The organism is Dietzia cercidiphylli (genome assembly GCF_039531545.1).
GTDB classification, from domain to species: domain Bacteria; phylum Actinomycetota; class Actinomycetes; order Mycobacteriales; family Mycobacteriaceae; genus Dietzia; species Dietzia natronolimnaea.
The window spans coordinates 14764-39860 of record NZ_BAAAQG010000013.1 but is presented as its reverse complement, the minus strand read 5'-3'; the positions used below and the strand labels follow the sequence as shown (position 1 = coordinate 39860).

At 69.6% G+C, this 25097-nt stretch carries 20 protein-coding genes and 1 pseudogene; 7 read left to right on the top strand and 14 right to left on the bottom strand.

The features are described 5' to 3' along the window. From fabG1 to ABD250_RS13210, 6 genes are all read right to left on the bottom strand, one after another. Positions 1 to 732 (bottom strand): 3-oxoacyl-ACP reductase FabG1, encoded by a 732-nt coding sequence (gene fabG1 / locus ABD250_RS13235; protein ID WP_182658706.1) that lies wholly within the window; start codon positions 730 to 732, stop codon positions 1 to 3. Between the two features lie 54 nt (positions 733 to 786). Next, positions 787 to 1767, bottom strand: coding sequence for a VWA domain-containing protein (locus ABD250_RS13230; RefSeq protein WP_182609846.1), 981 nt, complete (start codon positions 1765 to 1767; stop codon positions 787 to 789). After that, complete coding sequence (locus tag ABD250_RS13225) at positions 1764 to 2744, bottom strand: DUF58 domain-containing protein (RefSeq protein ID WP_182658707.1); 981 nt, start codon at positions 2742 to 2744, stop codon at positions 1764 to 1766. Before ABD250_RS13225 ends, ABD250_RS13230 begins: the two co-directional genes overlap by 4 nt. Further along, positions 2741 to 3805, bottom strand: a complete 1065-nt coding sequence (locus ABD250_RS13220; protein WP_182658708.1) for an AAA family ATPase — start codon at positions 3803 to 3805, stop codon at positions 2741 to 2743. Before ABD250_RS13220 ends, ABD250_RS13225 begins: the two co-directional genes overlap by 4 nt. A 184-nt stretch (positions 3806 to 3989) precedes the next feature. Continuing rightward, positions 3990 to 5423 (bottom strand): NlpC/P60 family protein, encoded by a 1434-nt coding sequence (locus tag ABD250_RS13215; protein ID WP_425551916.1) that lies wholly within the window; start codon positions 5421 to 5423, stop codon positions 3990 to 3992. Positions 5424 to 5852: 429 nt separating this feature from the next. Further along, complete coding sequence (locus ABD250_RS13210; protein ID WP_187700278.1) at positions 5853 to 6392, bottom strand: Rv1476 family membrane protein; 540 nt, start codon at positions 6390 to 6392, stop codon at positions 5853 to 5855. Between the two features lie 242 nt (positions 6393 to 6634). Here ABD250_RS13210 and acnA point away from each other — a divergent pair, with 242 nt between their 5' ends. From acnA to ABD250_RS13185, 5 genes are all read left to right on the top strand, one after another. Next, complete coding sequence (gene acnA, locus ABD250_RS13205; RefSeq protein ID WP_182658584.1) at positions 6635 to 9448, top strand: aconitate hydratase AcnA; 2814 nt, start codon at positions 6635 to 6637, stop codon at positions 9446 to 9448. 91 nt (positions 9449 to 9539) lie between these two features. Then, a complete protein-coding gene (locus tag ABD250_RS13200; protein ID WP_179525301.1) occupies positions 9540 to 10109 on the top strand; it encodes a TetR/AcrR family transcriptional regulator in 570 nt (189 codons plus the stop codon). 27 nt (positions 10110 to 10136) lie between these two features. Continuing rightward, positions 10137 to 10979 (top strand): aldo/keto reductase, encoded by an 843-nt coding sequence (locus ABD250_RS13195; RefSeq protein ID WP_182658583.1) that lies wholly within the window; start codon positions 10137 to 10139, stop codon positions 10977 to 10979. A 115-nt stretch (positions 10980 to 11094) separates the two neighbouring features. Further along, the gene (locus ABD250_RS13190; RefSeq protein ID WP_344392736.1) at positions 11095 to 12474 is read left to right on the top strand and encodes an MFS transporter; all 1380 of its coding nucleotides are present in this window, start codon (positions 11095 to 11097) and stop codon (positions 12472 to 12474) included. Continuing rightward, positions 12471 to 14015, top strand: a complete 1545-nt coding sequence (locus ABD250_RS13185; protein ID WP_182658580.1) for a pyridoxal phosphate-dependent decarboxylase family protein — start codon at positions 12471 to 12473, stop codon at positions 14013 to 14015. Before ABD250_RS13190 ends, ABD250_RS13185 begins: the two co-directional genes overlap by 4 nt. Here ABD250_RS13185 and ABD250_RS13180 read toward each other — a convergent pair whose 3' ends face one another. From ABD250_RS13180 to ABD250_RS13170, 3 genes are all read right to left on the bottom strand, one after another. Further along, positions 14016 to 14639, bottom strand: a complete 624-nt coding sequence (locus ABD250_RS13180; RefSeq protein ID WP_182658579.1) for an HNH endonuclease — start codon at positions 14637 to 14639, stop codon at positions 14016 to 14018. Between the two features lie 146 nt (positions 14640 to 14785). Next, complete coding sequence (locus tag ABD250_RS13175) at positions 14786 to 15133, bottom strand: hypothetical protein (protein WP_182658578.1); 348 nt, start codon at positions 15131 to 15133, stop codon at positions 14786 to 14788. A 49-nt stretch (positions 15134 to 15182) separates the two neighbouring features. Continuing rightward, positions 15183 to 15308 (bottom strand): hypothetical protein, encoded by a 126-nt coding sequence (locus ABD250_RS13170; RefSeq protein ID WP_338404182.1) that lies wholly within the window; start codon positions 15306 to 15308, stop codon positions 15183 to 15185. On the opposite strand from ABD250_RS13170, the gene ABD250_RS13165 reads away from it, so the two are divergent. Next, positions 15264 to 16304 carry an alpha/beta fold hydrolase gene (locus tag ABD250_RS13165; protein ID WP_338404181.1) on the top strand — a complete coding sequence of 347 codons (1041 nt, stop codon included), beginning with the start codon at positions 15264 to 15266 and terminating at the stop codon, positions 16302 to 16304. The two genes, ABD250_RS13170 and ABD250_RS13165, sit on opposite strands and share 45 nt — an antisense overlap. Before the next feature lie 64 nt (positions 16305 to 16368). Here the strand turns inward: ABD250_RS13165 and ABD250_RS13160 are convergent, their stop codons facing one another. From ABD250_RS13160 to ABD250_RS13140, 5 genes and pseudogenes are all read right to left on the bottom strand, one after another. Then, positions 16369 to 16806, bottom strand: coding sequence for a universal stress protein (locus ABD250_RS13160; RefSeq protein WP_182658577.1), 438 nt, complete (start codon positions 16804 to 16806; stop codon positions 16369 to 16371). A gap of 229 nt (positions 16807 to 17035) precedes the next feature. Next, positions 17036 to 17269, bottom strand: a pseudogene (locus tag ABD250_RS13155) (ABC transporter ATP-binding protein); the annotation flags it as partial. A 383-nt stretch (positions 17270 to 17652) separates the two neighbouring features. Continuing rightward, complete coding sequence (locus ABD250_RS13150; protein ID WP_182658576.1) at positions 17653 to 18039, bottom strand: hypothetical protein; 387 nt, start codon at positions 18037 to 18039, stop codon at positions 17653 to 17655. Next, the gene (locus ABD250_RS13145; RefSeq protein WP_182658575.1) at positions 18036 to 19229 is read right to left on the bottom strand and encodes a TRAFAC clade GTPase domain-containing protein; all 1194 of its coding nucleotides are present in this window, start codon (positions 19227 to 19229) and stop codon (positions 18036 to 18038) included. The genes ABD250_RS13150 and ABD250_RS13145 overlap by 4 nt, the downstream gene beginning before the upstream one ends. 205 nt (positions 19230 to 19434) lie before the next feature. After that, positions 19435 to 20835, bottom strand: a complete 1401-nt coding sequence (locus ABD250_RS13140) for an IS1380 family transposase (protein WP_344392731.1) — start codon at positions 20833 to 20835, stop codon at positions 19435 to 19437. Positions 20836 to 21042: 207 nt separating this feature from the next. Here ABD250_RS13140 and ABD250_RS13135 point away from each other — a divergent pair, with 207 nt between their 5' ends. Further along, positions 21043 to 25095: a protein kinase domain-containing protein gene (locus ABD250_RS13135; protein ID WP_182659389.1), complete on the top strand. Its 4053-nt coding sequence runs from the start codon at positions 21043 to 21045 to the stop codon at positions 25093 to 25095. Positions 25096 to 25097: the final 2 nt, after the last annotated feature.

Sequence of the window (25097 nt, the reverse complement as noted above, 5' to 3'; positions counted from 1 at the left end):
TCAGTGCCCCATTCCCATTCCGCCGTCGACGGGCAGGACGGCACCCGAGATGTATCCGGCGTCGTCCCCCGCGAGGAAGCTGACGGCCCCCGCCACGTCGTCGGCGCTGCCCTTCCGGCCGAGCGGGATGGCCGCCACGGCGAGGGCCTGCGTCTTGTCGTCCAGCCCGGCGGTCATGTCGGTGTCGATGAACCCGGGGGCCACGACGTTGGCCGTGATGTTGCGCGAGCCGAGTTCCCGGGTCAGTGAGCGGGCCATCCCGATGAGGCCGGCCTTCGACGAGGCGTAGTTGACCTGGCCCGCGGTGCCCGACTGGGCGACCACCGATCCGATGAAGATGAGTCGGCCGAACCTGGCGCGCAGCATCCCCCGGGAGGCCCTTCTGGCCACCCGGAACGCGCCGGACAGGTTCGCCTCGACGACCCGGGTGAACTGCTCGTCCTTCATCCGCATCAGGAGGGTGTCGTCGGTGATCCCGGCGTTGGACACCACCACCTCGACCGGGCCGAACTCGGCCTCGACCGCGGTGAACGCCGCGTCGACGGAGTCGGGGTCGGTGACGTCACACCGGACTCCGAATAGACCGTCGGGCGCACCGGACCCTCGATGGGTCACCGCCACCCGGTGGCCGTCGGCGGCGAGTCGTTCGGCCACGGCGCGTCCGATGCCGCGGTTGCCCCCGGTCACCAGGACCGTCCGGGGGGTGGGGGTGGGCGTGCTGTCGGGAACCATGTGCACCAACCTATCGAACCGTCACGGGTGACCCTGTGGGGGTGCGCGGACCCGTCACGGGATGCGGCGGTGTGCCACCAGGGATCCGGCCGCGGCGAGCATCGCCAGCAGGGACCCGATCACGAGCCACGGCCGCGAGGCGTCGGCCTTCTTCCACTCGAACCCGATCTGTTCCTCGAGGGTGCGGTAGACGGAGTCGAGCTCCTCGAGGCTGGAGGCGGTGAAGAAGTCACCCCCCGAGATCTCGGCGATGGTGCGCAGCGAGGCGTCGTCGACGGGGACGGGCTGCGGGCGACCCTGGATGTCCACTGTCCCGTAGAGGGTGCCGAAGGAGATGGTCGAGATCGGGATGCCGGCCTCCTCGGCGCGCTCGGCGGCGGTGAAGGCCCCGCGCTCCTCGGTCGGGTCGGCGGGGACGGTCTCCTTGCCGTCGGAGAGCAGCACGATGCGGGCCGGCGGCGCCTGGTCGGTGCCACCGAGGCTCTCGGTGAACGTCGTGACGGCCTGGGTGGCGGTGTAGATCGCCTCGCCGGTCGCGGTCCTCTCGTCCAGCCGGAGTCGCTCGACGGCGCGGACCACGGGTCCCCGATCGGTGGTGGGTGCCACGAGCATCGAGGCCGTTCCGGCGTAGGAGACCAGTCCCAGGTTGACGCCCGGGGTGAGGTTGTTGGCGAACGTGGTGGCGGCCTGCTGCGCGGCCTCCAGGCGGGAGGGCGCTACGTCCGTGGACTCCATGGACAGTGACACGTCGACGACGAGCATGACCGTCGCGCGGTTCCGCGGCACCTTCTGTTCCTTCTGCGGCCCGGCCAGCGCCACCACCAGGGCGAGCAGCGACAGGATGAGCAGCACCGCGGGGACGTGGGTGAACCAGCGTCGACCGCCACGGTCGACGGTCCGCAGGACGCCGAAGTTGCCGAAGCGCACGGTCCTGCGCCTCTTGGATCGCAGCGCGATCACGTATCCGATCGCGAGGGCCAGTGGCACGACCACCAGGACCAGCCACAGTGGGTGCTGGAACTCCGACAGGCTCATCGGTGCGTTCCTCCCGGTGTCGGATGGTCGTCGGGCAGGTCCCTGACGAGGTTCTCCCCGGTGGGCAGGCCACCCTGGCGGCGTGCGCCGACGAAGTCGATCACGTCCCTGATCCAGTCCCGGTCGGTCCGCAGGGCGAGGACCGGGGCGCCACAGCGGCGTAGGGCGGCGTGGACCTCCGCGCGATGAGAGTCCGCGGCCCGGCGGTAGTCGGCGGCGAGGGCGTCGTCGACGTCCAGTTCGAGCACCTCGCCGGTGGCCGGGTCCTGGAGCAGTGCGGCGCCCACCGCGGGGAGGGCGATGTCGAGGGGGTCGGCCGTGTGCACGGCGAGGAACTCGTGCCGGGCCCCCAGGACGCGCAGGGACCGTTCCCAGTCGACGTCGGCGAGGAAGTCCGAGATCACCACCACGAGTCCGTGCCGTCGGGCGGCGTTCCGGACGGCGCGGAGTGCGTCGTCGAGGGTCCCACCGGGTGAGACCCGGGCCGGGGCGCGGGTGACCTCCTCGAGGAGCCGCCTGACGTGGTCGCGCCCGCTCGTGGCCCGGAGGACCCGGGGCCGCCCGGCGCCGGTGAGGACCATGCCGACACGACTGCCACCCCCGGCGGACAGGAACCCGACGGTGGCCGCGGCCGCCTCCACGAGGCGACGCTTGGCGCCGTACCGACCCTCGACGTCGAGGCTGGGCGTCAGGTCCACCACGATCCAGGTCTCCAGTTCCCGGTCGGCGATGGTCTGGCGGATGTGCGGCACGGTGGTCCTCGCCGTCACGGACCAGTCCATGGTCCGGACGTCGTCACCGGGTTCGTAGGCGCGGGCCTCGCCGGGTTCGGTTCCGGGCCCGGGCAGCAGACCCCGGTGGTCGCCGTTGAGCACCCCGTCCAGACGGCGGGTGACGAGGAGTTCCAGCTGCGTCAGGGCGGCGCGGGACGCCGCCGCGGCCGGGTCGTCGCGGGTCCCCTCGTCCGCGTGGGTCACCGCGAGGACGGCGGGCCGGGCTGTGCGGGAACCGCGCTGATCTGTGGGAGCGGGACGGCCTCGAGAACGCGGCGCACGACGGTGTCCGCGGTGATCTCGTCCGCCAACGCGTCGTAGGTGAGGACGAGTCGGTGGCGGAGCACGGCGGGGAGCACGTCGACGACGTCCTGGGGCACCACGTAGTCGCGACCGCGGACCAGGGCCAGCGCGCGGGCCGCGGTGACGGCACCCAGGGTGGCCCGGGGGGACGCGCCGTACGCGAGCCACCTGGCCACGTCCTCGAGGCCGTGCCTCTCGGGTTCGCGGGTGGCGACGGTGACCCTGACCACGTAGTCGACCAGCGCGTGGTGGACGAAGACCTCGCGGACCGCGTCCTGCAGCCGGATCAACGCGTCGACCCCGAGGACGCGGGACGGCTCCGGCGGACGTGTCCCCATCCGGTAGACGATCTCCCGCTCCTCCTCGGGGCTCGGGTAGTCCACGACGAGCTTGAACAGGAACCGGTCCCGCTGGGCCTCCGGGAGCTGGTACACGCCCTCGCTCTCGATGGGGTTCTGGGTGGCCATCACCAGGAACGGTGTCGGCATCGGGAAGGTCTGGCCGCCGATCGAGACGTGCCCCTCCGCCATCACCTCGAGCAGCGCCGACTGGACCTTGGCCGGCGCGCGGTTGATCTCGTCGGCCAGCACGAAGTTCGCGAGGATGGGACCGAGTTCGACCTCGAACTCCTCGCGGCCCTGCCGGTAGATCCGGGTCCCGACGATGTCCGCCGGAACCAGGTCCGGGGTGAACTGGAGGCGACGGAAGCTGCCCCCCACGACGGTGGCGAACGTCTCCACGGTGAGCGTCTTGGCGACACCCGGCACGCCCTCGAGGAGGATGTGACCGCGCGAGAGCAGACCCACCAGGATCATCTCGATGAGCCGGTCCTGGCCCACCACGACCTTCTTGACCTCGTACACCGCCTGCTCCAGCAGCCTGGCGTCCGAGGCCGCGGAGGACGCGGAGACCGCGGAACGTGAGCCCGGGTCGGGCGAGTGGTCGGTGTGGGGATCGCTCACCGCGGAGGGCTCCTTCGCGAGGTGGGGGGTCGGTGGCCCTGGGGCCGGACCCTCAGGACGGACTGTGGACGACAGTACCGGTGTACGGCGGTGCCCGGCCCGACCAGTGGTCGGGCCGGGCACGGTGGGTCCGGCACGGTGGGTCCGGCGCTGTGGGTCGGTGCTGCGGGTCGGCGCGACTGCGTCAGGTCAACCGGACGACCATGGGTGAGATCCCGGCCATCCGGACCGGCGAGATCTTGACGACGTCACCGGACTGCGGGGCCTCAACCATCCTGCCGTCTCCGAGGTACAACGCCACGTGGCCGGGCCAGAAGAGCATGTCGCCACGCTTACGGGTGGCCACCGGGTACTGCGGGCCCGCGGTGTACTGGTACCCGGTGAAGTGCGGCAGTGCCTTACCGATTCCGGCGAACGCGTAGATCATCAGTCCGGAGCAGTCGAAACCGATCTTGTTGTAGTCACCGTGGCTGTCCGCGACGCCGCCGTCCCGGATGCCCCGCGTCGGTCCCCTGGCGTCGCCACCGCCCCAGGCGTAGGGGACGCCGAGCTGGGACAGCGCCCGGTTGACGACGGTCTCCACCTGGGCCGAACTCGACGGAGTCCCCGAGTTGCCGCCGCCCTGACCGGGTGCGGGTGCGGGCGCGGCAGGGCCTTGTTGGATCGACCCGAAGTCAGCCCGTCCGATCGCGTCGGCGACCTGCTGGATGATCGCCTCGGTGTCCCCGTTGATCCCCGCGTCGATCGCGGCGCCGACGCTGCCGGCGTCGATCGCACCACCGACGGCCCGCGCCGCCCCGTCCGAGGACCCCCCGGCGAACTGGCGGACCGCGCCCAGGTCGAGGTGGCCCGGGAGGGCGGAGGCGATGTCCGCGGCCTGTTCCCCGGCCCGTGGATCCCCGGCGAGTGCGCGGAAGGCCTCGTCCCGTACGGCGTCCTGGTCGACCGCGTACGGGTCCGCGTTCTGCGGTCCCGCGGGAGTGGCCCCCGACTCGGCCAACGCACTGCGGTTCTGCTCGAGCGCGCTCGTCAACTCCGCGACCTCGGCCTCCAGCGAGGTGATGTCGGCATAGACGGTCGCCACCTCGGATTCGGCCGCGTCCCGCCGGGACGAGGCGTCCGCGAACCGCTGTTCCGCGTCCGTCCGGGCGAGCGCGGCGTCGGACTCGCGCCGGGTCGCCTCGTCGACCGCTGCGACCATGTCCCCCACGACGTGCCGCTGGTCCGCGGCGGCGCGCTGGAGGAACTCCTGGCGACGCCCGGCGTCGGCGGGGCCGCCCGGGTCCAGGATCGCCGAGGCCGCACCGGGTGCGGTCCCCTGGCGGTGCAGCAGCCGCGAGTACTCGTCGAGGGTGCCCCTGGCGGACTCCACACCGGACTCCGCGCGCTCCCGCTCCGCGACCGTGCGATCTGCGTCGGCGATGGCCCGGTCGAGCTGGATCCGGGCCATCTGCAGGTCGACGAGGGTCTTGTTGACGCCCTCCCGCTTGACCGCGATGTCCTGACGGGTGGCGTCGAGCCGGGCGGAGGCGTCCGCGACCGCACGGATCAGACCGCTGATGTCTCCGGGCGAGGTCGCCGGGACCTCCTGGGCCGCGACCACCGGTGCGTGGACCACGCCCGACGCGGTGCCCAGGACGAGCGCCGCCGCGAGGAGGGCGCGTCCGGGCGTCCGGACCGGGCCCCGACGTCTCCGCGCTCCCGGAGCGCGGCTTGATGAATGGTCAGGCTTCACGTTTCACCTTCCGATAACCGCACGAGGATGCGGCTGACCGCGCGACCCGCACGGCGGGACGCGTCACCGAGGAGGGTGAGGTTCGGGTGATGCCTTCCCCTGCGCCACTAGAGCCTCATACCAACTCGGCAGAACCGATGGTTCCTCTAGCACCGTAGGTCACAGAAGTCCCGTCCGGAACATTGGACGGCAAAATACACTGCTGTAACTCTAATAACGCGAGAAAACCCGGCGTGTCGGGCGATGGGGAGAAGAGCGTCCGTCAGCGCAGACGCTGCCGGAGATCGTCAGCGCAGGCGCCACCGGGGATCGTCAGCGCAGGCGCCGCCGGAGGGCGACGACGAAGGCGACCGCCACGACGATCGCCAGCACGAGCACGACCGCCGAGAACGCGCCCCAGGGCGGGGCGGGGGCGGTGACCTTGTGCGCGAAGACGGAGGCGGAGGCCACCGGGTCGAACTCCTCCCAGGCGTCGTCCTGGCCGGCCTCGAGCTTGTGGCGGGGGATGGTGTCGCTGGAACTGCCGACGAAGACCGGGGTCCGGACAAGGATCGTCCCCTCGTACTCCTCGTTCAGCAGGGCGGCGAGGTCGCGGGCGTCGGTGTAGACGGCGGCCGGGGCCTCGGTGTAGACCACCTTGAGATCGAGCCCGCGGTCCCCAGCCTCGGTGACGACGGTCCGCAGTCCCTCGACGAACGGCTCCGGGGCGGAGACCCCGTCGTCGGCCAGGTCCCGGGACACGGCCTCGAAGTCGAGCCACTGCGGGACCTCGCCCTCCTGCAAGGACATCACCGGCTCGGCCTCGTAGGCGAGCGTGGTCACGGAATCGTCGGAGTTGTCCACGGCCGACATGGTGCCATCTCGTCGTCGTCGAACCGAATACGCGCGCCGGACGGCGCGATACCCGCTCCGCGCCCCCCACCTTCGGGCGTGCCGGAACCTATACAGAACGAGCGTACTGGTAAATTGATGACCGCAACCGGGCGCGAGGGTCCACAATGGGTCCTGTGTCCGCCCCCGGCGTTGCCGCCCGAGACACGCGGCGACACCGGGAGGGATGACGAATCGACATTCACACCACGAGTGGAGCTGACGTGACAGCAAGCATTGACAGCTTTGGCGCCAAGGGGACCCTAGAGGTCGGCGGCCAAGCCTATGAGATCTACCGCCTCTCGGCGGTCGAGGGAGCCGCCAAGCTCCCCTATTCCCTCAAGGTCCTCACCGAGAACCTGCTGCGCACGGAGGACGGCAAGAACGTCACCAAGGCGCACATCGAGGCCCTGGCCGGTTGGGACCCCTCCGCCGAGCCCGACACCGAGATCCAGTTCACGCCCGCCCGCGTGATCATGCAGGACTTCACCGGTGTCCCCTGCATCGTCGACCTCGCCACCATGCGTGAGGCCGTCAAGACCCTCGGTGGCGACCCCGACAAGGTCAACCCCCTCGCGCCGGCCGAGATGGTCATCGACCACTCCGTGATCATCGAGTCCTTCGGTGGTCGCGACTCCTTCGACAAGAACGTCGAGATCGAGTACCAGCGCAACGAGGAGCGCTACCAGTTCCTCCGCTGGGGTCAGGGCGCCTTCGACGACTTCAAGGTCGTCCCCCCGGGTACCGGCATCGTGCACCAGGTCAACATCGAGTACCTGGCGCGCTCCGTGATGGTCCGGAACGGGCAGGCCTACCCCGACACCTGCGTGGGCACCGACTCGCACACCACCATGGAGAACGGTCTCGGCGTCCTGGGATGGGGCGTCGGCGGTATCGAGGCCGAGGCCGCCATGCTCGGCCAGCCCATCTCCATGCTCATCCCCCGCGTCGTGGGCTTCAAGCTCACCGGGTCGATCAAGCCGGGCGTCACCGCCACGGACGTCGTCCTGACGATCACCGAGATGCTGCGCAAGCACGGCGTCGTGGGCAAGTTCGTGGAGTTCTACGGTGCCGGCGTCGCGGCTGTGCCCCTGGCCAACCGCGCCACGATCGGCAACATGAGCCCGGAGTTCGGCTCCACCTGCGCCATGTTCCCGATCGACGGCGAGACCATCGACTACCTGCGCCTGACGGGTCGCGACGAGGAGCAGCTCGCCCTGGTCGAGGCTTACGCCAAGGAGCAGGGCATGTGGCTCCACGCCGACGCGGAGGAGCCCGTCTTCTCCGAATACCTGGAGCTCGACCTGGGCGACGTCGTCCCGTCGATCGCCGGACCCAAGCGTCCGCAGGACCGCATCGAGCTGGCCGACGCCAAGAGCGCGTTCCGCAAGGACATCCACAACTACGTGGACGCCGGCGTCAACCCCCTCGGTGACACCGAGAAGGGCCGGATGCAGTCCGAGGGCGGTGCCCCGTCCGACAACACCGGGACCGCGACCCTCTCGCACGCCGAGGAGGGCTCGGTCCGGGCCGACGCCTCCGACGGCTCCGAGGGACGTCCCTCCAAGCCCGTCGAGGTGTCCGTGGACGGCACCGAGATGGTCCTGGACCACGGCATCGTCTCCATCGCCTCGATCACGTCCTGCACCAACACGTCCAACCCGTCGGTGATGATCGGCGCCGGGCTCCTCGCGCGCAAGGCGCACGAGAAGGGCCTCAAGGCCAAGCCGTGGGTCAAGACGTCGATGGCGCCGGGTTCGCAGGTCGTCACCGAGTACTACGAGCGGGCCGGACTCTGGCCGGACCTGGAGGCCCTCGGCTTCTACCTCGTGGGCTACGGCTGCACCACCTGCATCGGCAACTCCGGACCGCTGCCGGAGGAGATCTCCAACGCGATCCAGGAGCACGACCTGACCGCCACCGCGGTGCTGTCCGGTAACCGCAACTTCGAGGGCCGGATCAACCAGGACGTCAAGATGAACTACCTGGCGTCCCCGCCGCTGGTCATCGCGTACTCCATCGCCGGGACCATGGACTTCGACTTCGAGGCCGACTCACTGGGCAAGGACACCGACGGCAACGACGTCTACCTCAAGGACATCTGGCCCTCCACCGAGGAGATCGAGGAGACCATCAAGGCCTCGATCTCCTCCAAGGAGTACACGTCCAAGTACGCCGACGTCTTCGCCGGCGACGACCGCTGGCGTGGGCTCAGCACCCCGGACGGCAAGACGTTCGAGTGGGACGCCAAGTCGACCTACGTGCGCAAGCCCCCGTACTTCGACGGGATGCAGATGGAGCTGACCCCGGTCGAGGACGTCAAGGGCGCCCGCGTCCTGGCCAAGCTCGGCGACTCGGTCACGACCGACCACATCTCGCCCGCGTCGACGATCAAGCCGGGCACCCCGGCCGCGCAGTACCTCGACGAGAACGGTGTGTCCCGTCAGGACTACAACTCGTTCGGGTCGCGCCGCGGCAACCACGAGGTCATGATCCGGGGCACGTTCGCCAACATCCGCCTCCAGAACCAGCTGCTGGACGGTGTGACGGGCGGCTACACGCGCGACTTCACGCAGGAGGGCGCCCCGCAGGCGTTCATCTACGACGCCGCGCAGAACTACGCCGCGCAGGGCACGCCGCTCGTGGTGCTCGGTGGCAAGGAGTACGGCACCGGGTCCTCCCGCGACTGGGCGGCCAAGGGCACCAGCCTGCTCGGCGTCAAGGCCGTCATCACCGAGTCGTTCGAGCGCATCCACCGCTCGAACCTCATCGGCATGGGTGTCATGCCGCTGCAGTTCCCCGAGGGCGAGTCGCACGAGACCCTCGGCCTGGACGGCACGGAGACGTTCGACATCACCGGGATCGAGGAACTGAACAACGGCACCACGCCCAAGACGGTCAGGGTCACCGCCACCAAGGAGGACGGCCAGGTGGTCGAGTTCGACGCCAAGGTGCGCATCGACACCCCCGGCGAGGCGGAGTACTACCGCAACGGCGGCATCCTGCAGTACGTGCTGCGCAACATGATCAAGGGCTGATCACCTCCACCCCGACGGCGGTGCGCGGTAACTCCTGGTGAGACAGGGGGAACCGCGTACCGCCGTGGTGTATCCGTAGGAAGGTTGTGAGATGCCCAGGGTCAGTCAGGACCACATGGACGCCCGGCGTCGAGAGATCCTGTCGGGGGCGCGCGAGTGCTTTGCCGAGTTCGGGTTCGAGGGCGCCACGGTCCGACGTCTGGAGGAGACCACCGGTCTCAGCCGCGGTGCGATCTTCCACCACTTCGACGACAAGGACGCCCTGTTCCTCGCGTTGGCGCACGACGACGCCGCGGCGATGGCGGCCACGGTGGCCGAGCAGGGTCTGGTCCAGGTGATGCGGGAGATCCTGGCCGACCCCCACGAGTTCTCGTGGCTCGGGACCCGACTGGAGATCGCGCGACGGATCCGCACCGACCCGGCCTTCCGGGAGCGGTGGACCGACCGGCAGGCGGAGCTCGACGAGGCCATCCTCGCCCGCCTGCGGGAGCAGAAGGACTCCGGGAGGATGCGGACGGACGTCCCCGATGACGTGCTGCGCGTCTACCTCGACATCGTGCTCGACGGACTCATCACCCACCTCGCGACAGGGCGCGGCACGGCTCACGTGAGCGCGATGCTCGACCTGGTGGAGGCCTCGCTGCGTACCGGTCGCGAGTGATCCCGGGACGGGCGTACGGTGGGGCGCATGACCGATTCGACACCGCAGATCCCGCTGATCGACCTGGGCGACGGCCGTGCGATCCCCCAGCTCGGCTTCGGTACCTACCAGGTTCCCCCCGCCGACACCGAGAAGGTCGTCTCGGACGCACTCGAGGCCGGGTACCGGCACCTGGACACCGCCCAGATGTACGGCAACGAGGACGGGGTGGGTCGCGCGATCGCGGCCTCGGGGATCCCGCGTGACGAGCTGTGGCTCACCACCAAGCTCAACAACTCCTTCCACGAGCCCGCCGCCGCCCGCGACTCCGCCGAACGCTCACTCGAGGCCCTCGGCGGCCGGATCGACCTGTTCCTGGTGCACTGGCCGCTGGCGATGCACGGCGACGTCGCCCGCGTCTGGGAGGCCATGGAGGGCATCCGCGCCGACTTCGCGGTGGACTCGATCGGGGTCTCCAACTTCACCCCGGCCAACCTCGCGCGACTGTCCGATGCGGGCCTCAGCACTCCCTCCGTCAACCAGATCGAGTCGAACCCCTACTTCGTCAACGACGAGGTCCGCGCGGCGTGCGCGGACCGCGGGATCGCAGTGGAGGCGTGGAGCCCGCTCGCGCAGGGCGCGGTCTTCGGCGACCCGCAGCTCACCGCCTTGGCGGAGCAGGTCGACCGCTCGGTCTCCCAGGTCGTGCTTCGCTGGGTGCTCCAGCGCGGGGACATCGTCTTTCCCAAGTCCTCGAGTCCGGAGCGGATGCGTCAGAACCTCGACGTGTTCGACTTCGAGCTGAACGACGAGCAGATGGCCTCGATATCGGCCCTGCACAACGGCACTCGCTCCGGCCCGGATCCGGACACCTTCGACTGGCGGGGCTGAGGATCCCGGCTCACTCCTCATCGAGAAGAGCGTTCCGGACACGTTTCGTTCGAGCCAGGTGCGCGGAACGCCCTTTTCGACGGTGAACGCTCTCGCCTCGCCCTAGAGTCTGTCCATGACCACCACACGGGCGCACGGCGAGGCCGCGCGTGACGACGGCCGGTCCGCCGGGCGTCCCTCGGGCCGGATGCTCGCCTCGTACGCCGCCGGCAGCGTGGGCACGGGCGCGTTCAGCACACTGCCGGGGCTGGTACTGGCCTACTACCTCACCGACTCGATCGGGGTCGCCGCCGCGGTGGCGACGGTGCTGGTGCTGGTGCCCAAGGTGATCGACGTGCTGGCCTACCCGCTCATCGGGGCGATCTCCGACCGCGCCTCGCACCGCACCGGATACCGGACGGGTCTCATGCTGTTCGGGGCGCTCGCGCTGCCCCTGCTCTTCGTGGCCACCTTCTCGGCGCCGACGCAGTGGGGCACCGCGCTGGCCGGTGTCTGGGTCATGGGCTTCTTCCTGCTGGCCTCCCTGGCCTTCTCGTGTTTCCAGGTCCCCTACCTCGCTCTGCCGGCGGAGCTGACCGGCGACTCGGGGGTGCGGGTGACCATCCTCGCGTGGCGCGTCGCGGTGCTGGCCGCGACGATCCTCGTGGTGGGGGGCGGTGGTCCGGCCCTGCGCGAGGCGGCGGGCGGAGGGGCGACGGGGTACGTGGTGATGGCCGTGGCCGTGTCCGCCCTGATGCTCGGCGGCATGCTGTGGGCGACGCTCGGATCCGGTCGGCGCACGGTCCTGCGGGCGGACGCGCAGGTCGGCGACCTGGGCCGGCAGTACCGCGACGGACTCGACGCGCTGCGGGTGACCCGGCCGTTCCGGTTGCTGGTGGGCCTGTTCTGCCTGCAGGCGGTGGCCACGGCCGTGATGCTCGCGGGTGGCCAGTACGTCGCCACCTACATCCTCGGCAACGAGGCCGCGCTGACCGGGCTGTTCCTCGCGCTGATCGCCCCCGCCCTGCTGGTGATGCCGCTGTGGGCCCGCCTGGCGCACGCCCGGGGCAAGGTCCCCGCTCTGGCGACCGCGACGATCCTGTTCACCGTGTCCGCTCTCATGCTCATCCCCGCGGGTATGTGGCCCGGGATGTGGGTGCACGTCCCCGTGGCGCTCGCGGGGGTCGCCTACGCCGGGATGCAGGCTCTACCGATGTCGATGCTCCCCGACACCACGGACATGGACCGCGAGCTGGGCGGCCGCCGTCGCAGCGGGGCGATGAGCGGGCTGTGGACGGCGTCCGAGACGGGATCCATGGCGCTCGGGCCCGTGGTGGTGCTGGCGCTGCTCGCGGTAACCGGCTTCCGCTCCGGCGGCGTCGCTGATCAGCCCGAACCGGCCCTCTGGGCCATCATCCTCGGCTTCTCCCTGGTCCCCGCCCTGCTGACCGCTGCGAGTCTGCTGGTCATCCGGGCGTTGGGCCGCGAGCACCCGAGCTGGACGGAGCCCGCATGACAGTCGAACCACCGGACACCGATCCCCTGGACGCCCTGATCGCCCGGAGAGGCGAGGCGGCCCTCGAGACGCTGGCCGCGCTGCGGGCGTCGGATCCGCCCACGACCGGCGGCAGGGTGCTCTCCTACGTCTACGACTCGGGCGTGGAGGGCGTGGACCGGTTGGCCGTGCGCGCCGCCGGTCTGGCGCACGGCGTCAACGGCCTGGACCCGACCGTCTTCGGGTCGGTCGCACGGATCCACGGCGGGATCGTCAACAGGGTCCGCACGATCCTGGGTGGGGACGCCGGCGACGGTCCGGGGAGCGACGACGACGAGGTCCACGGTGTCGTGACGTCGGGCGGCACCGAGAGTTGCGTGCTGGCGTGTCTGGCGGCTCGGGAGGTCTCGGGGCGTGCCCCCGGCAGTGGCGGGACGATCGTCGCCCCGGTGACCGTCCACGCGGCGTTCCGCAAGGCCGCCCACATCCTCGGGATGCGGTTCGTCGGCGTCGAGGTGGACCCCGACACGGGCCGGGTGGCCGGCGAGGACCTGCTGGCCGCCGTGGGCCACGACACCTGCCTGGTGGTGTGCTCGGCCTCCTCCTACCCCACCGGTGTGATCGACCCGGTGGAGCAGGTCGCGGCCGGGCTCGACGCGCACCACGATCCGCGGATCGGGCTGCACGTGGACGCCTGCCTGGGCGGGCTGGTCCTCCCCTTCTGGCCGGGCGGGGTGGGATCGACCTGGGATCTACGGGTCCGACGGGTCACCAGCATCTCGGCCGATCTGCACAAATACGGCTTCGCCCCCAAGGGCACCTCGGTCCTGCTCAGCCGGGGCCGCGCCAGGCACCGCGCATCCTGGTTCTCCACCGTCGACTGGCCGGGCTACCCGGTGGTCAACCCCGCCCTGTCCGGGTCCAAGCCTCTCGAACCCGCGGCCGCTGCGTGGGCCGTGCTCGAGGCCCTGGGCGACGACGGTCAGTCCGAACTCGTGGCGCGCACCGCCCGGGCGACCGGGCGCCTCGTGGAGGGGCTGGCCGGAATCGAGGGGCTGCGCGTGATCGACTCCGATCCGGGACCCCTGATCGCCGTGGTGGCCGACGGATCCGTGGGAGACGCCCGACGTGTCCACCCCCACCTATGGGCGGACGAGTGCGGTCGTAGGGGCATCGCCGTGCAGGCGCAACCGGCCTACCGGCAGGAGCGGGGCGCGTTGCCGTCGTCGTCCCACCTCACCATCACCCCGGTGACCGAACGCCTGACGGACGAGATCCTGGACGTGGCACGCGCGGCGGCCGAGGAGGTACGCGGGCTGCCGGACCCGACGCCCCCGGCGGCGTTCGCCGATGTGCTGGCCGCACTGGAGGCCGGAGCCCTCTCCCCCGGCGACCTGCTCGCCCTGCCCGAGGACGATGTGCACGCGATGGTGTCCGGAGTGCTCGCCGACGACGACGGGGACGACGGCGGGATGGCCGCACTGCTCGCGGCGATCGAACGCCTCCCGGCCGAGGTGGGTGCCCGGCTGGTGCGGGCGTACCTCGCCGCGGTGATGGAGTAGTCAGGTCAGCTGCGCGCGGACGTCCACGGACGCTCGGAACCAGCGGGCCACATACGAGTGTGCGAGTAGCTCCGGGTGCTCCTGCAGGCATCGGACGAACCAGCCGGTCAAGCCATCCCAGTCGGTATGGAGCCCCGGCGGGTGAAGCGACCACCCCAGCTCCTCGACGGTCCAATGGGCCTTGGCCGAGTTTCGCAGCATCGAGGTGCAGACCCAGTTCGAGGCGTCGTCCACTCCTCCTCGCGCCACCGGCTCGAGATGGTCGATGGTGGGGAACAGCTCCCAGAACGCGAAGTGGGTCTCCGACATCAGCCAGTTCGGGTGTGCGGGAAAGTCCTCGGGAAGGAGCACGGACAGCAAGCGCAGCGCACCCGGATTCACCAGTTTCACCCCACTGTAGCGGTCGAGGAATCCGTCCCGGTAGAAGATGTGCAGACACTGGCGGTCGGTGTAGCGGCGGCCGGACTTGATCACCGGCGCGAAGGGGTAGTCGGCCCGGAGAACGACACGGCCTGAATCCATGTCGCCGGCGTCGATCGCGGTGACCACTCGAGCCAACACCTCAGCCTTGTCCTCGACGGACGTACGCGGCAGGGGCAGGCCGGCCGCCGGGGTCTCCTCCATAGCCACGATGCGCCTCTCCCCCCCCTGACTCGACGTCCTCGGCCTCCGGGCTCGACGCTACTGATCCAGAACAACGACGTCCGCCCCCCGACCGGAGTCGGGGGGCGGCGCGGGGCGTGTGGTCCCGGTGTCAGACCAGGACCGTGTCAGACCAGGACCGCGATCGCGACGTTGACTACACCGAGGACGCCGGCGATGGTCGCCAGGGTCCCGGTGCTGCCCGCCGCCCTGGCCTCCTTGCGGACGCCCATCACCGCGACGACCAGGATGACGACCGCGACGACGAGCTTGATCCCGATCTTCATGTGGTTGAGGTCCACGTCCTGCATCTCGCGCAGACCGACGAGCAGCAGACCGGTGACCACCTGGAGGATCGCCCCGTGCAGGATCGCCTTGTTCATGTGAGGCGCCTTGATGGTGGCGAGCCACCCGCCGATGATGCCGGCCAGGCCGATGAAGTGCAGGATCAGAACGATGTCGAAAACGATGTCCATGTGGACAAGTGTCTCAAACGCACTGGTCACAGTGGACGCTAAGGCTCACCTAACCGTTGACGTCCGGACCGGCCCGCGCACGCGCCAGCCGACCGTGGTGGTCCCCGGCGGCCCGGGCCTCGGGTCGGTACTGCCGTATCGCGGCCTGCGTCGACGGGCCGCCCGCCTCGGGCACGACCTGATCATGGTGGAGCACAGAGGTGTGGGCTTGTCCCGCACCGATACCGCCGGCCGGGACCTGCCGGTGTCGGCGATGCGGATCGCCGCTGTCGCCGGCGACATCGCGGCGGTTCTCGACCGGGAGGCGGTGGACTCGGCCTACCTGGTTGGTTCCTCCTACGGCAGCTACGTGGTGTCCTGCGTCGGCGCCCTGTATCCCGAGCGCGTCGCGGGCATGCTGTTGGATTCGGCGCTGCAGTCGTCGGCGGACATCGACCTCGAGCGACGGGCGGTGCGCTCGGTGTTCTGGGATGCAGACACCGCGATCGCGGCGGATGTGCGGCGCCTCTACCTCCGCGGAGAGGACGGCCGACGCCTGCTCGACGTGGTCCGCGCGGCCTACGAGTTGGGCGGGCCGGAGCTGCTCGGTCCGTTGCTGCGGGGCCGGGTGCGCGGTCGGGCACCGGGACGGCTGCGGGTGCCGGCGGGCGCAGCCTGGCGACTACTCGAGGCCTATGCGACCATGGACGGCTCGCTCGCCCGCGTGCCGGGAGTCTACGAGTTCGACATCGCCGGAGCGATCGGCTTCCGCGAACTGGGGTACGGCGCCCCGGCGGACGGCCAGCCCCTCGACCCCGCACTCACGTATGCGCCGCTCGCACCTCTGTTTCCCGGGTTCGACGCGGAACCGGTCGACCTGGGTCGAGAGGTATCCCGCTTCACCTGGCCGATGGTCCTCCTCAGCGGCACCAGGGACCTCCGCACCCCTCCGGACATCGCCGACCGCGTGGCGTCGATCGCCCCGGACGCGGCGGTCACCCGAATCGAGAACGGCCACAGTGCGCTGGACACCCACCCCGCGGCGCTGATGAGGGCACTCGACCACCTGGTCACGGGTAGGCACGCCGCGCTTCCCGGTCAGGGCGAGGCGTTGAACGCCCTCCCCCGCCGAGGCGTCTCAGCCCGGTTCCCGACACTGCTCGAGGGTCTGGTGGGACACGCGGAGCCCTGACCTGTCCGCGGGCCAGCCGGGACCGGTCGCGCGCGTCGCACTCGTCGCGCCACGCCGACCGGACTCAGGCGTCCTCGGCCTGACGCGGCAGGACCACGACCGGGGACCGCGAGTGCGCGACGACGTGCTGGCTCACCGAGCCCATGAGCAGTCCCCGGAAACCACCCCACCCCCGGCTCCCCACCACCACGAGCCGGGCATCCCGCGAGGCCGCGACGATCGCCTCCGCAGGGTGGCCGCGGAGGACGGTCTGGTCGACGCGGGCGTCGTCACCCAGGGTGTCGCGCACCGAATCCGAGAGCATGATCCTCGCCCTCTCTTCCAGAATCGACGGGTCCACCCACCCGGCCATCGCGTACGGGCCGACGACGGCGGGGGTCTCGACGGCGGCCAGGGCGATCAGGGGCGCCCCGACCGAGCTCGCGTACTCCGCGGCCCAGGCCAGGGCCTTCAGGGAGTCGGGTCCCCCGTCGACCCCGACTACGACCGGCTGTGCATCCATTGGTCGACCTCCTCGGTGACACCGTCGTCGGTGCACCCGGCGTCAGGCCGGATCCGGCGACACCCCCACCGTAACCCCGTGGCCGCGTTGCCGTGCGGTGGCGGACGAGAAAACGAGGCAGACCGCGAAGCTCGCCACCTAGCGCGAACGTCCGCTTGCCCTCGCTGCGCTCGGTTACGCGAGCTCGTCGGAACCATTCGCGAACGTCGCGTGCCCTCGCTGGACTCGGTTACGCGAACTCGACGATCTCCATGTATTCCTGGTTCCACAGGTTCTCCGTGCCGTCGGGCAGGATGATGACCAGCTCGGGCTCGAGGGCCTCCATGGAGCCCGGGTCGTGGGTCACCAGAACGACAGCGCCCTCGTACGTCCGTAGCGCGTCGAGGACTTGCTCGCGCGAGATCGGGTCGATGTTGTTGGTCGGCTCGTCGAGCAGCAGCATGTAGTCTGCCGAGGACACGAGTCATGCCAGCGAGCGACGGGGTCCTCTCGCCACTCATCTGGGTGCGAGACGACCGATTCCAGGTCCTGCCTCTGCATTCTCGCGAATCTGGTCGTGCTTCGGCACGAGGACGTGCACAACAAGGTCGACGAGCTATATGGAGTCCCTCAAGCCGATCGATAGCACGCTCCCCTTTCGTCTTCTATGCGTGCGGGCTCGCACCTGGCCACGGCTTCACGGCCATCCTGATCCGCCGATCTTCATCGTCTCGCGCTCCACAGCAGCCGCTCGCGACGGTTTCGAGTGAGGCGGAGGGCAGGACGGTCTACATGGACCCCTCGCCCAAGGGGGCCTGAACAGACCTTGACGATTGCAGCCGGGGCGCATCTCAATTTGGGATTCGATCAGAACCGGCCGCGTTCGATCTCCTGCCGGCTGGGGGGATCGTCCGAATCCCAGATCTGAGCGAAGATTCCCGAGACCCGAGGCCAGAGTTCCCGAATGCCGGTGTCAAGTGAGTCGACGAGATCGGCATCTGCGCCGAATAAGACGATCTCGTGAGGAATGACCCGGCCGGCGAAGTCCCTCCGCTGGAGCGGATCGGGGAAACGCACGGCAACGGTGTCAGCGGAGCGGCGAAATGCTTCGGCGGCATCGGAATCTCCACCGAACGCCCTCTCGTACTCCAGCAGCGGGTCGTCCAGGCCGGCACCCAGGAGAAATCGGAAGCCCCAATTCCGACCGCGGGTGGCCCAGATCAATCGCGGCTGGTCGTCGGAGTGAGTGTTCACTTGCGGAACAACGCCACATTGTCGGTGACGGACTGCTCCAGGTCGAGCTTGAACTGTGTGAGCATCGAGCGGAGATGGTCGTGCCTATCTCGAGCCTCTGCGTTGATCTCCTTGAGTTTGGGTCCCGCGGCTGCTACCGCGGCGGCGAGGATCGGCGTCAACTGAGTGAACACCCCAATGGCCTTGTTGGTCTTGGCTACATTCTTGAATAGCTTCTCCACTGTCTTGAACTTCATTCCGAGGAGGGCGGCTGCGATCACGTCGGCGCCGTCGGCCAGCTTGTCCACGACTTTGAGTGGGATGTCGAATTGCTGCTGCCACTGGACTCTGCGCTCCAGAGGCAGGATTGACGCCAACGGCAGGACCAGGTCCACTCCCACGCGTTGCGTCAGATCGATCTCGGACGGCTCATATCCTCCCGGTTTCATCTGGAACTTGGCGGAGGAAAGTAGGAGGAAGTCCTCGCCCAACGAGAGTGCTTTGGGCGTATCGAGAAGACTCGCGATCGTCTCGCGGAGACTGTTCATCTCTCCCGCGGACTTTCGAATGAGCAGGTCGCGGAAGCTTTCGACGGTCCAGCCGGGATGGAGATCGGATTTTGACAGGGCGAGGATCCAGATCCGGGGGAACTCGACGAGGGGGCCGTTCTTGGCGAGGAGATGGTCCTTGGCGAGCAGAATGTTCTGACGGTAGTTGGCGAAAAGTGAGGTCAGATAGCGCTCTTCCTCTCCTCGGAAATCAAGCAGCTTCTGCCCGTCCACGAGGATCAGGGCCACGTCGGATTTGAGGAGGTTGCCCCAGGTCTCGAGCCGACGAGCCTGCTCCTCGTCTCCTTCCGGGTCGGTGGTGAACCACTCGCCGGGGTAGTCGTGCCACATGAGTCGCAACTCGTCGAAGGGGCGCTTCGTGGATTCTCTCAGGCTGGTGGTCTTGAGCTTCACTGCGAATTGGTAGGTGATGCCGCTGAATCGGTTCTGAATGGGCATGGTTGCGGTGTCCCGCATTTCCAGATAGCTCTGCAGCAGTCGATTACCTTGCCCCGGCTGAAGCGCCACGAGGTCCCAGAGGTCATTCTGATACGCACTTTCCTGGGTGGGCCCGTAAAACGAGGACACCAGAACCGTCTTGCCAGATCCGGCTTCGCCGAACACCGCGATGTTCTGCTCCTGGACCTTAGGAAAATTTGCCATGGAGGCAGCGTAGAGGACACGTCGCTCACCGCATCTGCGATGGTGGGAATCATCCCGCGACTAGCCCCGCTGATTCACGGGCCGGTGTGACTGCTGCTGTCGGGTGACGGCGGGCTTGTTTTCGCGTAAGGGCGTGCGGGGGTGCCGGCTGGCGCTGCCGGTGGGCGGGTCTCCGGGTGGTGATGTCGAGGGCGGGCAGGTGAGATCAGGCTGGTTTGGGGATCGCGGCGATCTTGTTGAACACGGCGACGATGGCGGTGGCCCAGGGCCACGTTTCGGGGATCTTCACCCGGCGCCGCCGGCCGCTACGGGTCAGCCGGGCTGCGACGTGCAGGAAGCGGTAGCGCAGCGCTTTGGGCTCGCACAAGGCCAGAACCGCAGCCTCGCCGGTACAGGCCAGCATCCGTGTCCACGCCACCAGATCTGCGGCGAGCATCACCGCCACCAACCAGGCCTGGTTGAGCGCGAACTCGCGTGAGGGCAGACGGCCAAGACCGGTGTCCTTGGCGTGACGGATCCGGTCCTCGACCCGGGCGTGAGCCCGATGCCTGGCTTCGAGGAATTGCAGCTGGCCGGTGGCGGTGTTGGTGACAAACGCCTGGTAGCGCCACCCGTCGATCTCCTCGAACATCGACAGTTGGGCGCCGGGGTGGGGTCGTTCGCGGCGGACGATGACCCGCATCCCGTCTGGCCACTTGGCGAGCATCCCGGGAGCGAGAAATCCGGTCAGCTCGGCAACCTCGGCCCCGTCCCGGATGTCACCGGAGGGATTGAGCGCCGGTCCCCACGCGCCCTCGGGGCAGGTCACGATGGCCCGGCGAATCGGGGCGGTGATGGAGAACCCGACCGAGTACTCCACCCGTCGACCACGGACGCGGTTCTGCTCGGTGATCCAATCCAACAGGTCGTGAGAGGCGCCGGCGCCGTCCGAGCGGATCAGCAGGTCACGCCGGTGAGCAGCGGGGATCTGCGCGATTGCCTGGCCCAGGACGTCGATGTGGTCGGCAGCGGTGTTGGAGCCAGCATTGCCCGGGCGCAAGCTCGCGGCGAGAAACTCTTCTGTGTTGTCGCACCACACGCCGATCGGGTGGTAGCCGAACGTGCGCTTATACGTCGGAGCTGCATGTTCCTTCTCGCTGTGGGTGACCACGATGGTGGCATCCACATCGAGCACGACCGTCGATCCCAGATCCCGCCCCGCACACGCCGATGCGGGCACCCCGCCGGGCAGGCGGGACCACACGTGCCGCCGGGTGCGGGCACGCGCGACCTGGATCTTCTTGCGCTTGCCGGCAGTGACCTCATCGAGCGTGCGCCACACCGTCGGCGCCGACGCCACTGGGCCCAGGGCCCCGGACTGGTGGCGCAGGACGCCGATGTCGGAGATGGACTCGCCGCCATCGGCGAGCATCACCGCGGTATCGATCAGCACACGGCCGCGGTCGTGGATCGGGATAAATTGTCGGCGAGCCATGGCCCCTGACAGCTCGGCGGTCAGACCGACCTGATCAGCCAGAAGCCGAGGCGCGATGGCCCCGGCGTGGGCGATCACCCCGACACCATCAGCAGTAACGGACAGACCGGCCGACCACGAAGTACGCTTCACCTACCGAGTGCTTTCTGCTGGAGAACATGGAACCTTAGACAAGTCCCAGTTTCCCCTGTTCAGGAAGCACTTCGGTCTATTTTCGCCCAGCGATCCGCAGATCCCCGTGAATCACCGGGGCTAGGATCTGGCCAGTGGCCAGACCTTCCGCACACGCGGGAGACGCTAGTCACCCGCACCGATCCGCGCCGAGGAGACCCGTTCACCGTGCTTCAGAACTCCCCCCGCTGGAAAGAGGTCTCCCGCTCGGCCTTCGAGCACGAGAAGCAGGGACTGGCTCTGCTCGCGAACGCCGTGCCGGACTCCGCGCCCTACCGGGTGTGGGCCAACTTCGAGTTCCAGGACGGCCACGGCCAGTGGCACGAGGTCGACGCGCTGGTGGTGGGCCAGTCCCGCATCCACCTGCTCGAGCTCAAGTCGTACCACGGCAGGATCGGCGGCGACGAGCACCGCTGGGTGACCGACCGTAACGGCCGCGTGGACAGCATGCGCTCGCCCATGGTCGCCACCCGGCGCAAGGCGCAGCGATTCAAGTCCAAACTCGAGCAGGCGATCAGCCAAATAGCGCGGGACCAGGACGAGGACCCGCAGATCAGGCAGGTCGCCGCTGCCGTCGGCCGCCTGCCGTGGATTCAGGAGGCGGTGTTCCTCCACGACCCCGGGGTCGTCTCGCACCTCGCGGCGGACAAGGCCCACAACATCTTCGGAGTGGACCCTGCGGATTTCCCCGACCGCGAGGTGCGCACCAACCTCCCGCCGATCGCCGACCGCGTCCAGGAACCGGTGGGGCGCGAACGGATCAGCGAGGCACTGAGCATGCTCATCGCGCTGGCCATGCGCAAGATCGCGGGGATCACCGTGCGCGATCACCTGGCCGGCTCGTACCTCCTGCACGACCGCGTCGACTCCCCCGACCCGCGCTTCCACGAATGGGACGGCGAACACCGGGAGACCCACGAGCCGATCCGCGCGCGGGTGCTCAATGTGGCGGCGGCCGCCACGGAGGGCGAGCAGATCCGGATGCGCAGGACGCTGCGCCGGGAGTACGAGCTGCTGTCGGGGTTGGGAAACGAGCACATCGTGGCCCCCCGCTCGATGGAGACGCTGCGCGGCACCTCGGACGAGGTGGTGATCTACCCGGCGCTGCCGGACCATCGACCGTTGGACGTGGCGCTGCCGGGGGCCAAACTCTCGGCGAGGGAGCGCGTGGAGATCGTCCGCCAGGTCGCGGACGCGCTGCTGTACGCCCACCGGCACCAGGTGGCGCACCGGGGTCTCGACCCGACCACCGTCCTGCTCGACACCCGACTGCTCTCCACCCGGCCGGTCGACGCGTACGGCCGCATCGAGGTGAAGGTCGACGGCTGGTCCGGCGCGGGGACCTCCGAGGCCTCAGGAACGGTCCTGGGTGCCACCGGCTCTGCCACGTCGATGCCGGGCGACGAGCTGTCAGGCCGCGTCTACCTGGCACCGGAGGCGGCGGGCGTCCACACACCGGACCGCATGGCGGCGGATCTGTTCTCCCTCGGTGCGCTGGCGTACTACATCCTCACTGGCGGCCATGCCCCCGCCACGGACCGCTCGTCGCTGCTCGACCGGCTGGAGCGCGACCGCGGCCTGGACATGTCCGCGGTGACGAGCGAGTTCGATCAGGGCCTGCGCGCGCTCGTCATGGACGCCACTTCGGCGACGGTCGACACGCGCAACACCAAGTTCGGGGTCTCGGATTCCACACAGGGACTCTCCCCGGTGATCGGCTTCGAGCGGCGCCTGGCAGAGGCCGCACGACCGGCCACTCCGCAGCCCGCCGCCGAGCAGATGGACGCGCTGCGCCCGATGATCGACGGAGTGCTCGAGGGCCGGTTCGTCATCAAGAAGGTCCTGGGCTCGGGGTCCACGGCGGTGGGCCTGCAGGTGGAGGATCTCACCGACGATTCCGGTCCGCCCACCAAGGTCCTCAAGGTGGCGCGGGACGAGCGCGCCGCGGAGCGCTTGGCCGCGGAGTCGGAGGTCTTGCGCTCGCTCGGCCAGGGGCTGCCGGCCAAGTACTCCTCTCTGTTCGTAGCGCTGCTCGAGGGCCCGATGGTCGTCCATGACCGGCGCACGTGCCTGGTGCTCACGGACTGCGGGGACGTCTCACTGGCGAGCATGCTGCAGCTCGGCCGGATCTCCCAGGACCGGTTCTGGAAGTTCGCCATCAACCTGGCGGACATGCTGGTCGCCCTGGAGGCGGCGGGGGTCGCGCACCGGGACATCAAGCCCGCCAACCTCGGGATCGTGGGACGGGGGCGCGGCCAGCACCTGGCCCTGTTCGACTTCTCCGCCTCCCGCGAGTCCCTGCAGCACACCAAGGTGGGCACCGGCGTGTACCGCGATCCGTTCCTGGGCCGGCGGTCGCGGCAGATCGCCGACTCCTCGGCCGAGCGGTATTCGGCCGGCGTGGTGTTGTTCGAGATGGCGACGGGTGAGACTCCGACGTACGGGGACGGGGTGAGCGAGCCCTCGCTCACCGACGGTCACGTGGTGATTCCGGCGGAGGCGATGCCTCCCGAGTGGAGTCAGGACGTGGTGGAGCAGATGACGGGGATCTTCACCCGTCTGCTCGATGGGGACAGCGGGGCGCGGTTCGGCTCGGCGCAGGAGTTCCGCGAGGCGCTCGCGGCCGTCGCGGCGTCGGTCACCGCGGGTGACGGGGGGACGACGACGACGAGGGAGCCGGTGACTCCCCGCGATGCCCCCACCCCTGTGACAGCCGTCGCTCTCCCGACGTTGGCGGAGCTGGCGGAGGAACTCCTGCGGGCTGCGGGCAGCTCGCGCAGCTCCGATTACCGGCTGGTGCGGACGATCCTCGGGCGGGGCGAGGGCGCGCCGGCCGATCCGTTTCAGGCCATGTCCCGGTACGCCGAGCCGCTGCGGCTGAGCGTCGGCAGGATCCCGCAACTCACGGGTAAGTTCCCGGCACTGTGGCAATCCTCCCCGGCGCTCACCGAGGCATTCGAGGAGATCCGGGCCGCCACCCGCCGGGAGATCGTGCGCCGCGGCGGGGTGGCGAGCATCCGGCAGATCGCGGGGGCGGTCGAGCAGAGTTTCCCGGCGGAGCAGGGGCACCGCGATTCTGAGCGCCTGCGGCTGGGCGTCCTGCGCATGTTTGACCTGGGCCTGCACCGTGCTGACGCCGCTGGCGGGTCCGAGGTGGAATTGCTGCGGCGCGGGCGCTCCGCTCGGGTGATCGGGATGAGCGTGCACCCGGATTGGGCGCGTCCCCTGGTGGTCGAGCTCAATCGGGCGGCGCACGACCTGCTCGCCGAGCCGGGGGTGCGGCACGTTCCCGCGGAGCTGGTCCACGCGGAGCTGCGGGGGGCGGCCCGGTCGGTGTTCTCGGACGCCGCGGACGCGGAGTCCCGGATCGATCCGCTCACGCTGGCGGAGCTGGCGGTGGCAGGCGACGACGAGTTGGCGCTCACCGCCACGGGTGACCTGTACTCCACCGCGATGGAGCTGCCCGAGCTGCTGGCGCTGACCCTTCCGCGGGCTGCCAGCCAGTTCAACCTGGGCTTGCTCAAGGACCTCATCCGCGCCCGCTTTCCGGAGCTTCGCACCCGCGAGCCGAGGCGTGAGGACGTGGAGGCGGTGCTGGCCGAGCACATGCCGGGGATGGCGTGGGATCCGCAGCACCGGGACTTCCGCTACCCGCAGCAGGCGACCGGGCTGAGCATGGTGCATACCCGGACTCCGTCCGCGTTGGTCACCGACCGTTCCGGCACTGAGGATCCTCTGATCGAGCAACTGGCGCGCGCGGCCTCGAGCCCGGGGTTCGTCTCCGTCTCGGTGCCCTACGGCCGTGGAGACGAGGTCGCAAGCAAGCTGGCTGAGCGCCTGGGCGCTGAGGTGGTGGATCTGTCCGCCGAGGTGCTCGCCAGCGTGGACTCTCTGCTCGAGACCAGCGGCCAGCTGGACAAGCGCGGGGATTTCCTGCGGTTGCCGCCGGAGCAGGTGCGCGGCGTCATGGAGGCCAACGTCACGACGGTGCTCGACAACGTCGATGCCACCGATGGTTCGGCGTTGGTCCTCACGGAGGCTTCGCTGCTCGCCGAGTACTCCCAGCTGTCCCAGCTCGGGCGGTGGACGGATCTCACCGCTCCCCCGCGCCGGCCAGTGGTGTTGGTGACGGGCCGCGCCAAGGACGCCCCGGGCCAGCCGGACCAGGTGGATGGCCGGCCGCTGCCCATCACCAGCGACTCGCAGCTGGTGAGCGTGTAAGC

Bases quoted from the DNA above. Each gene is read 5' to 3' on its own strand.
- fabG1 (WP_182658706.1), bottom strand. From the start codon at position 732: ATGGTTCCCGACAGCACGCCCACCCCCACCCCCCGGACGGTCCTGGTG.
- ABD250_RS13230 (WP_182609846.1), bottom strand. From the start codon at position 1,767: ATGAGCCTGTCGGAGTTCCAGCACCCACTGTGGCTGGTCCTGGTGGTC.
- ABD250_RS13210 (WP_187700278.1), bottom strand. From the start codon at position 6,392: ATGTCGGCCGTGGACAACTCCGACGATTCCGTGACCACGCTCGCCTAC.
- ABD250_RS13200 (WP_179525301.1), top strand. From the start codon at position 9,540: ATGCCCAGGGTCAGTCAGGACCACATGGACGCCCGGCGTCGAGAGATC.
- ABD250_RS13195 (WP_182658583.1), top strand. From the start codon at position 10,137: ATGACCGATTCGACACCGCAGATCCCGCTGATCGACCTGGGCGACGGC.
- ABD250_RS13190 (WP_344392736.1), top strand. From the start codon at position 11,095: ATGACCACCACACGGGCGCACGGCGAGGCCGCGCGTGACGACGGCCGG.
- ABD250_RS13185 (WP_182658580.1), top strand. From the start codon at position 12,471: ATGACAGTCGAACCACCGGACACCGATCCCCTGGACGCCCTGATCGCC.
- ABD250_RS13180 (WP_182658579.1), bottom strand. From the start codon at position 14,639: ATGGAGGAGACCCCGGCGGCCGGCCTGCCCCTGCCGCGTACGTCCGTC.
- ABD250_RS13175 (WP_182658578.1), bottom strand. From the start codon at position 15,133: ATGGACATCGTTTTCGACATCGTTCTGATCCTGCACTTCATCGGCCTG.
- ABD250_RS13160 (WP_182658577.1), bottom strand. From the start codon at position 16,806: ATGGATGCACAGCCGGTCGTAGTCGGGGTCGACGGGGGACCCGACTCC.
- ABD250_RS13145 (WP_182658575.1), bottom strand. From the start codon at position 19,229: ATGGCAAATTTTCCTAAGGTCCAGGAGCAGAACATCGCGGTGTTCGGC.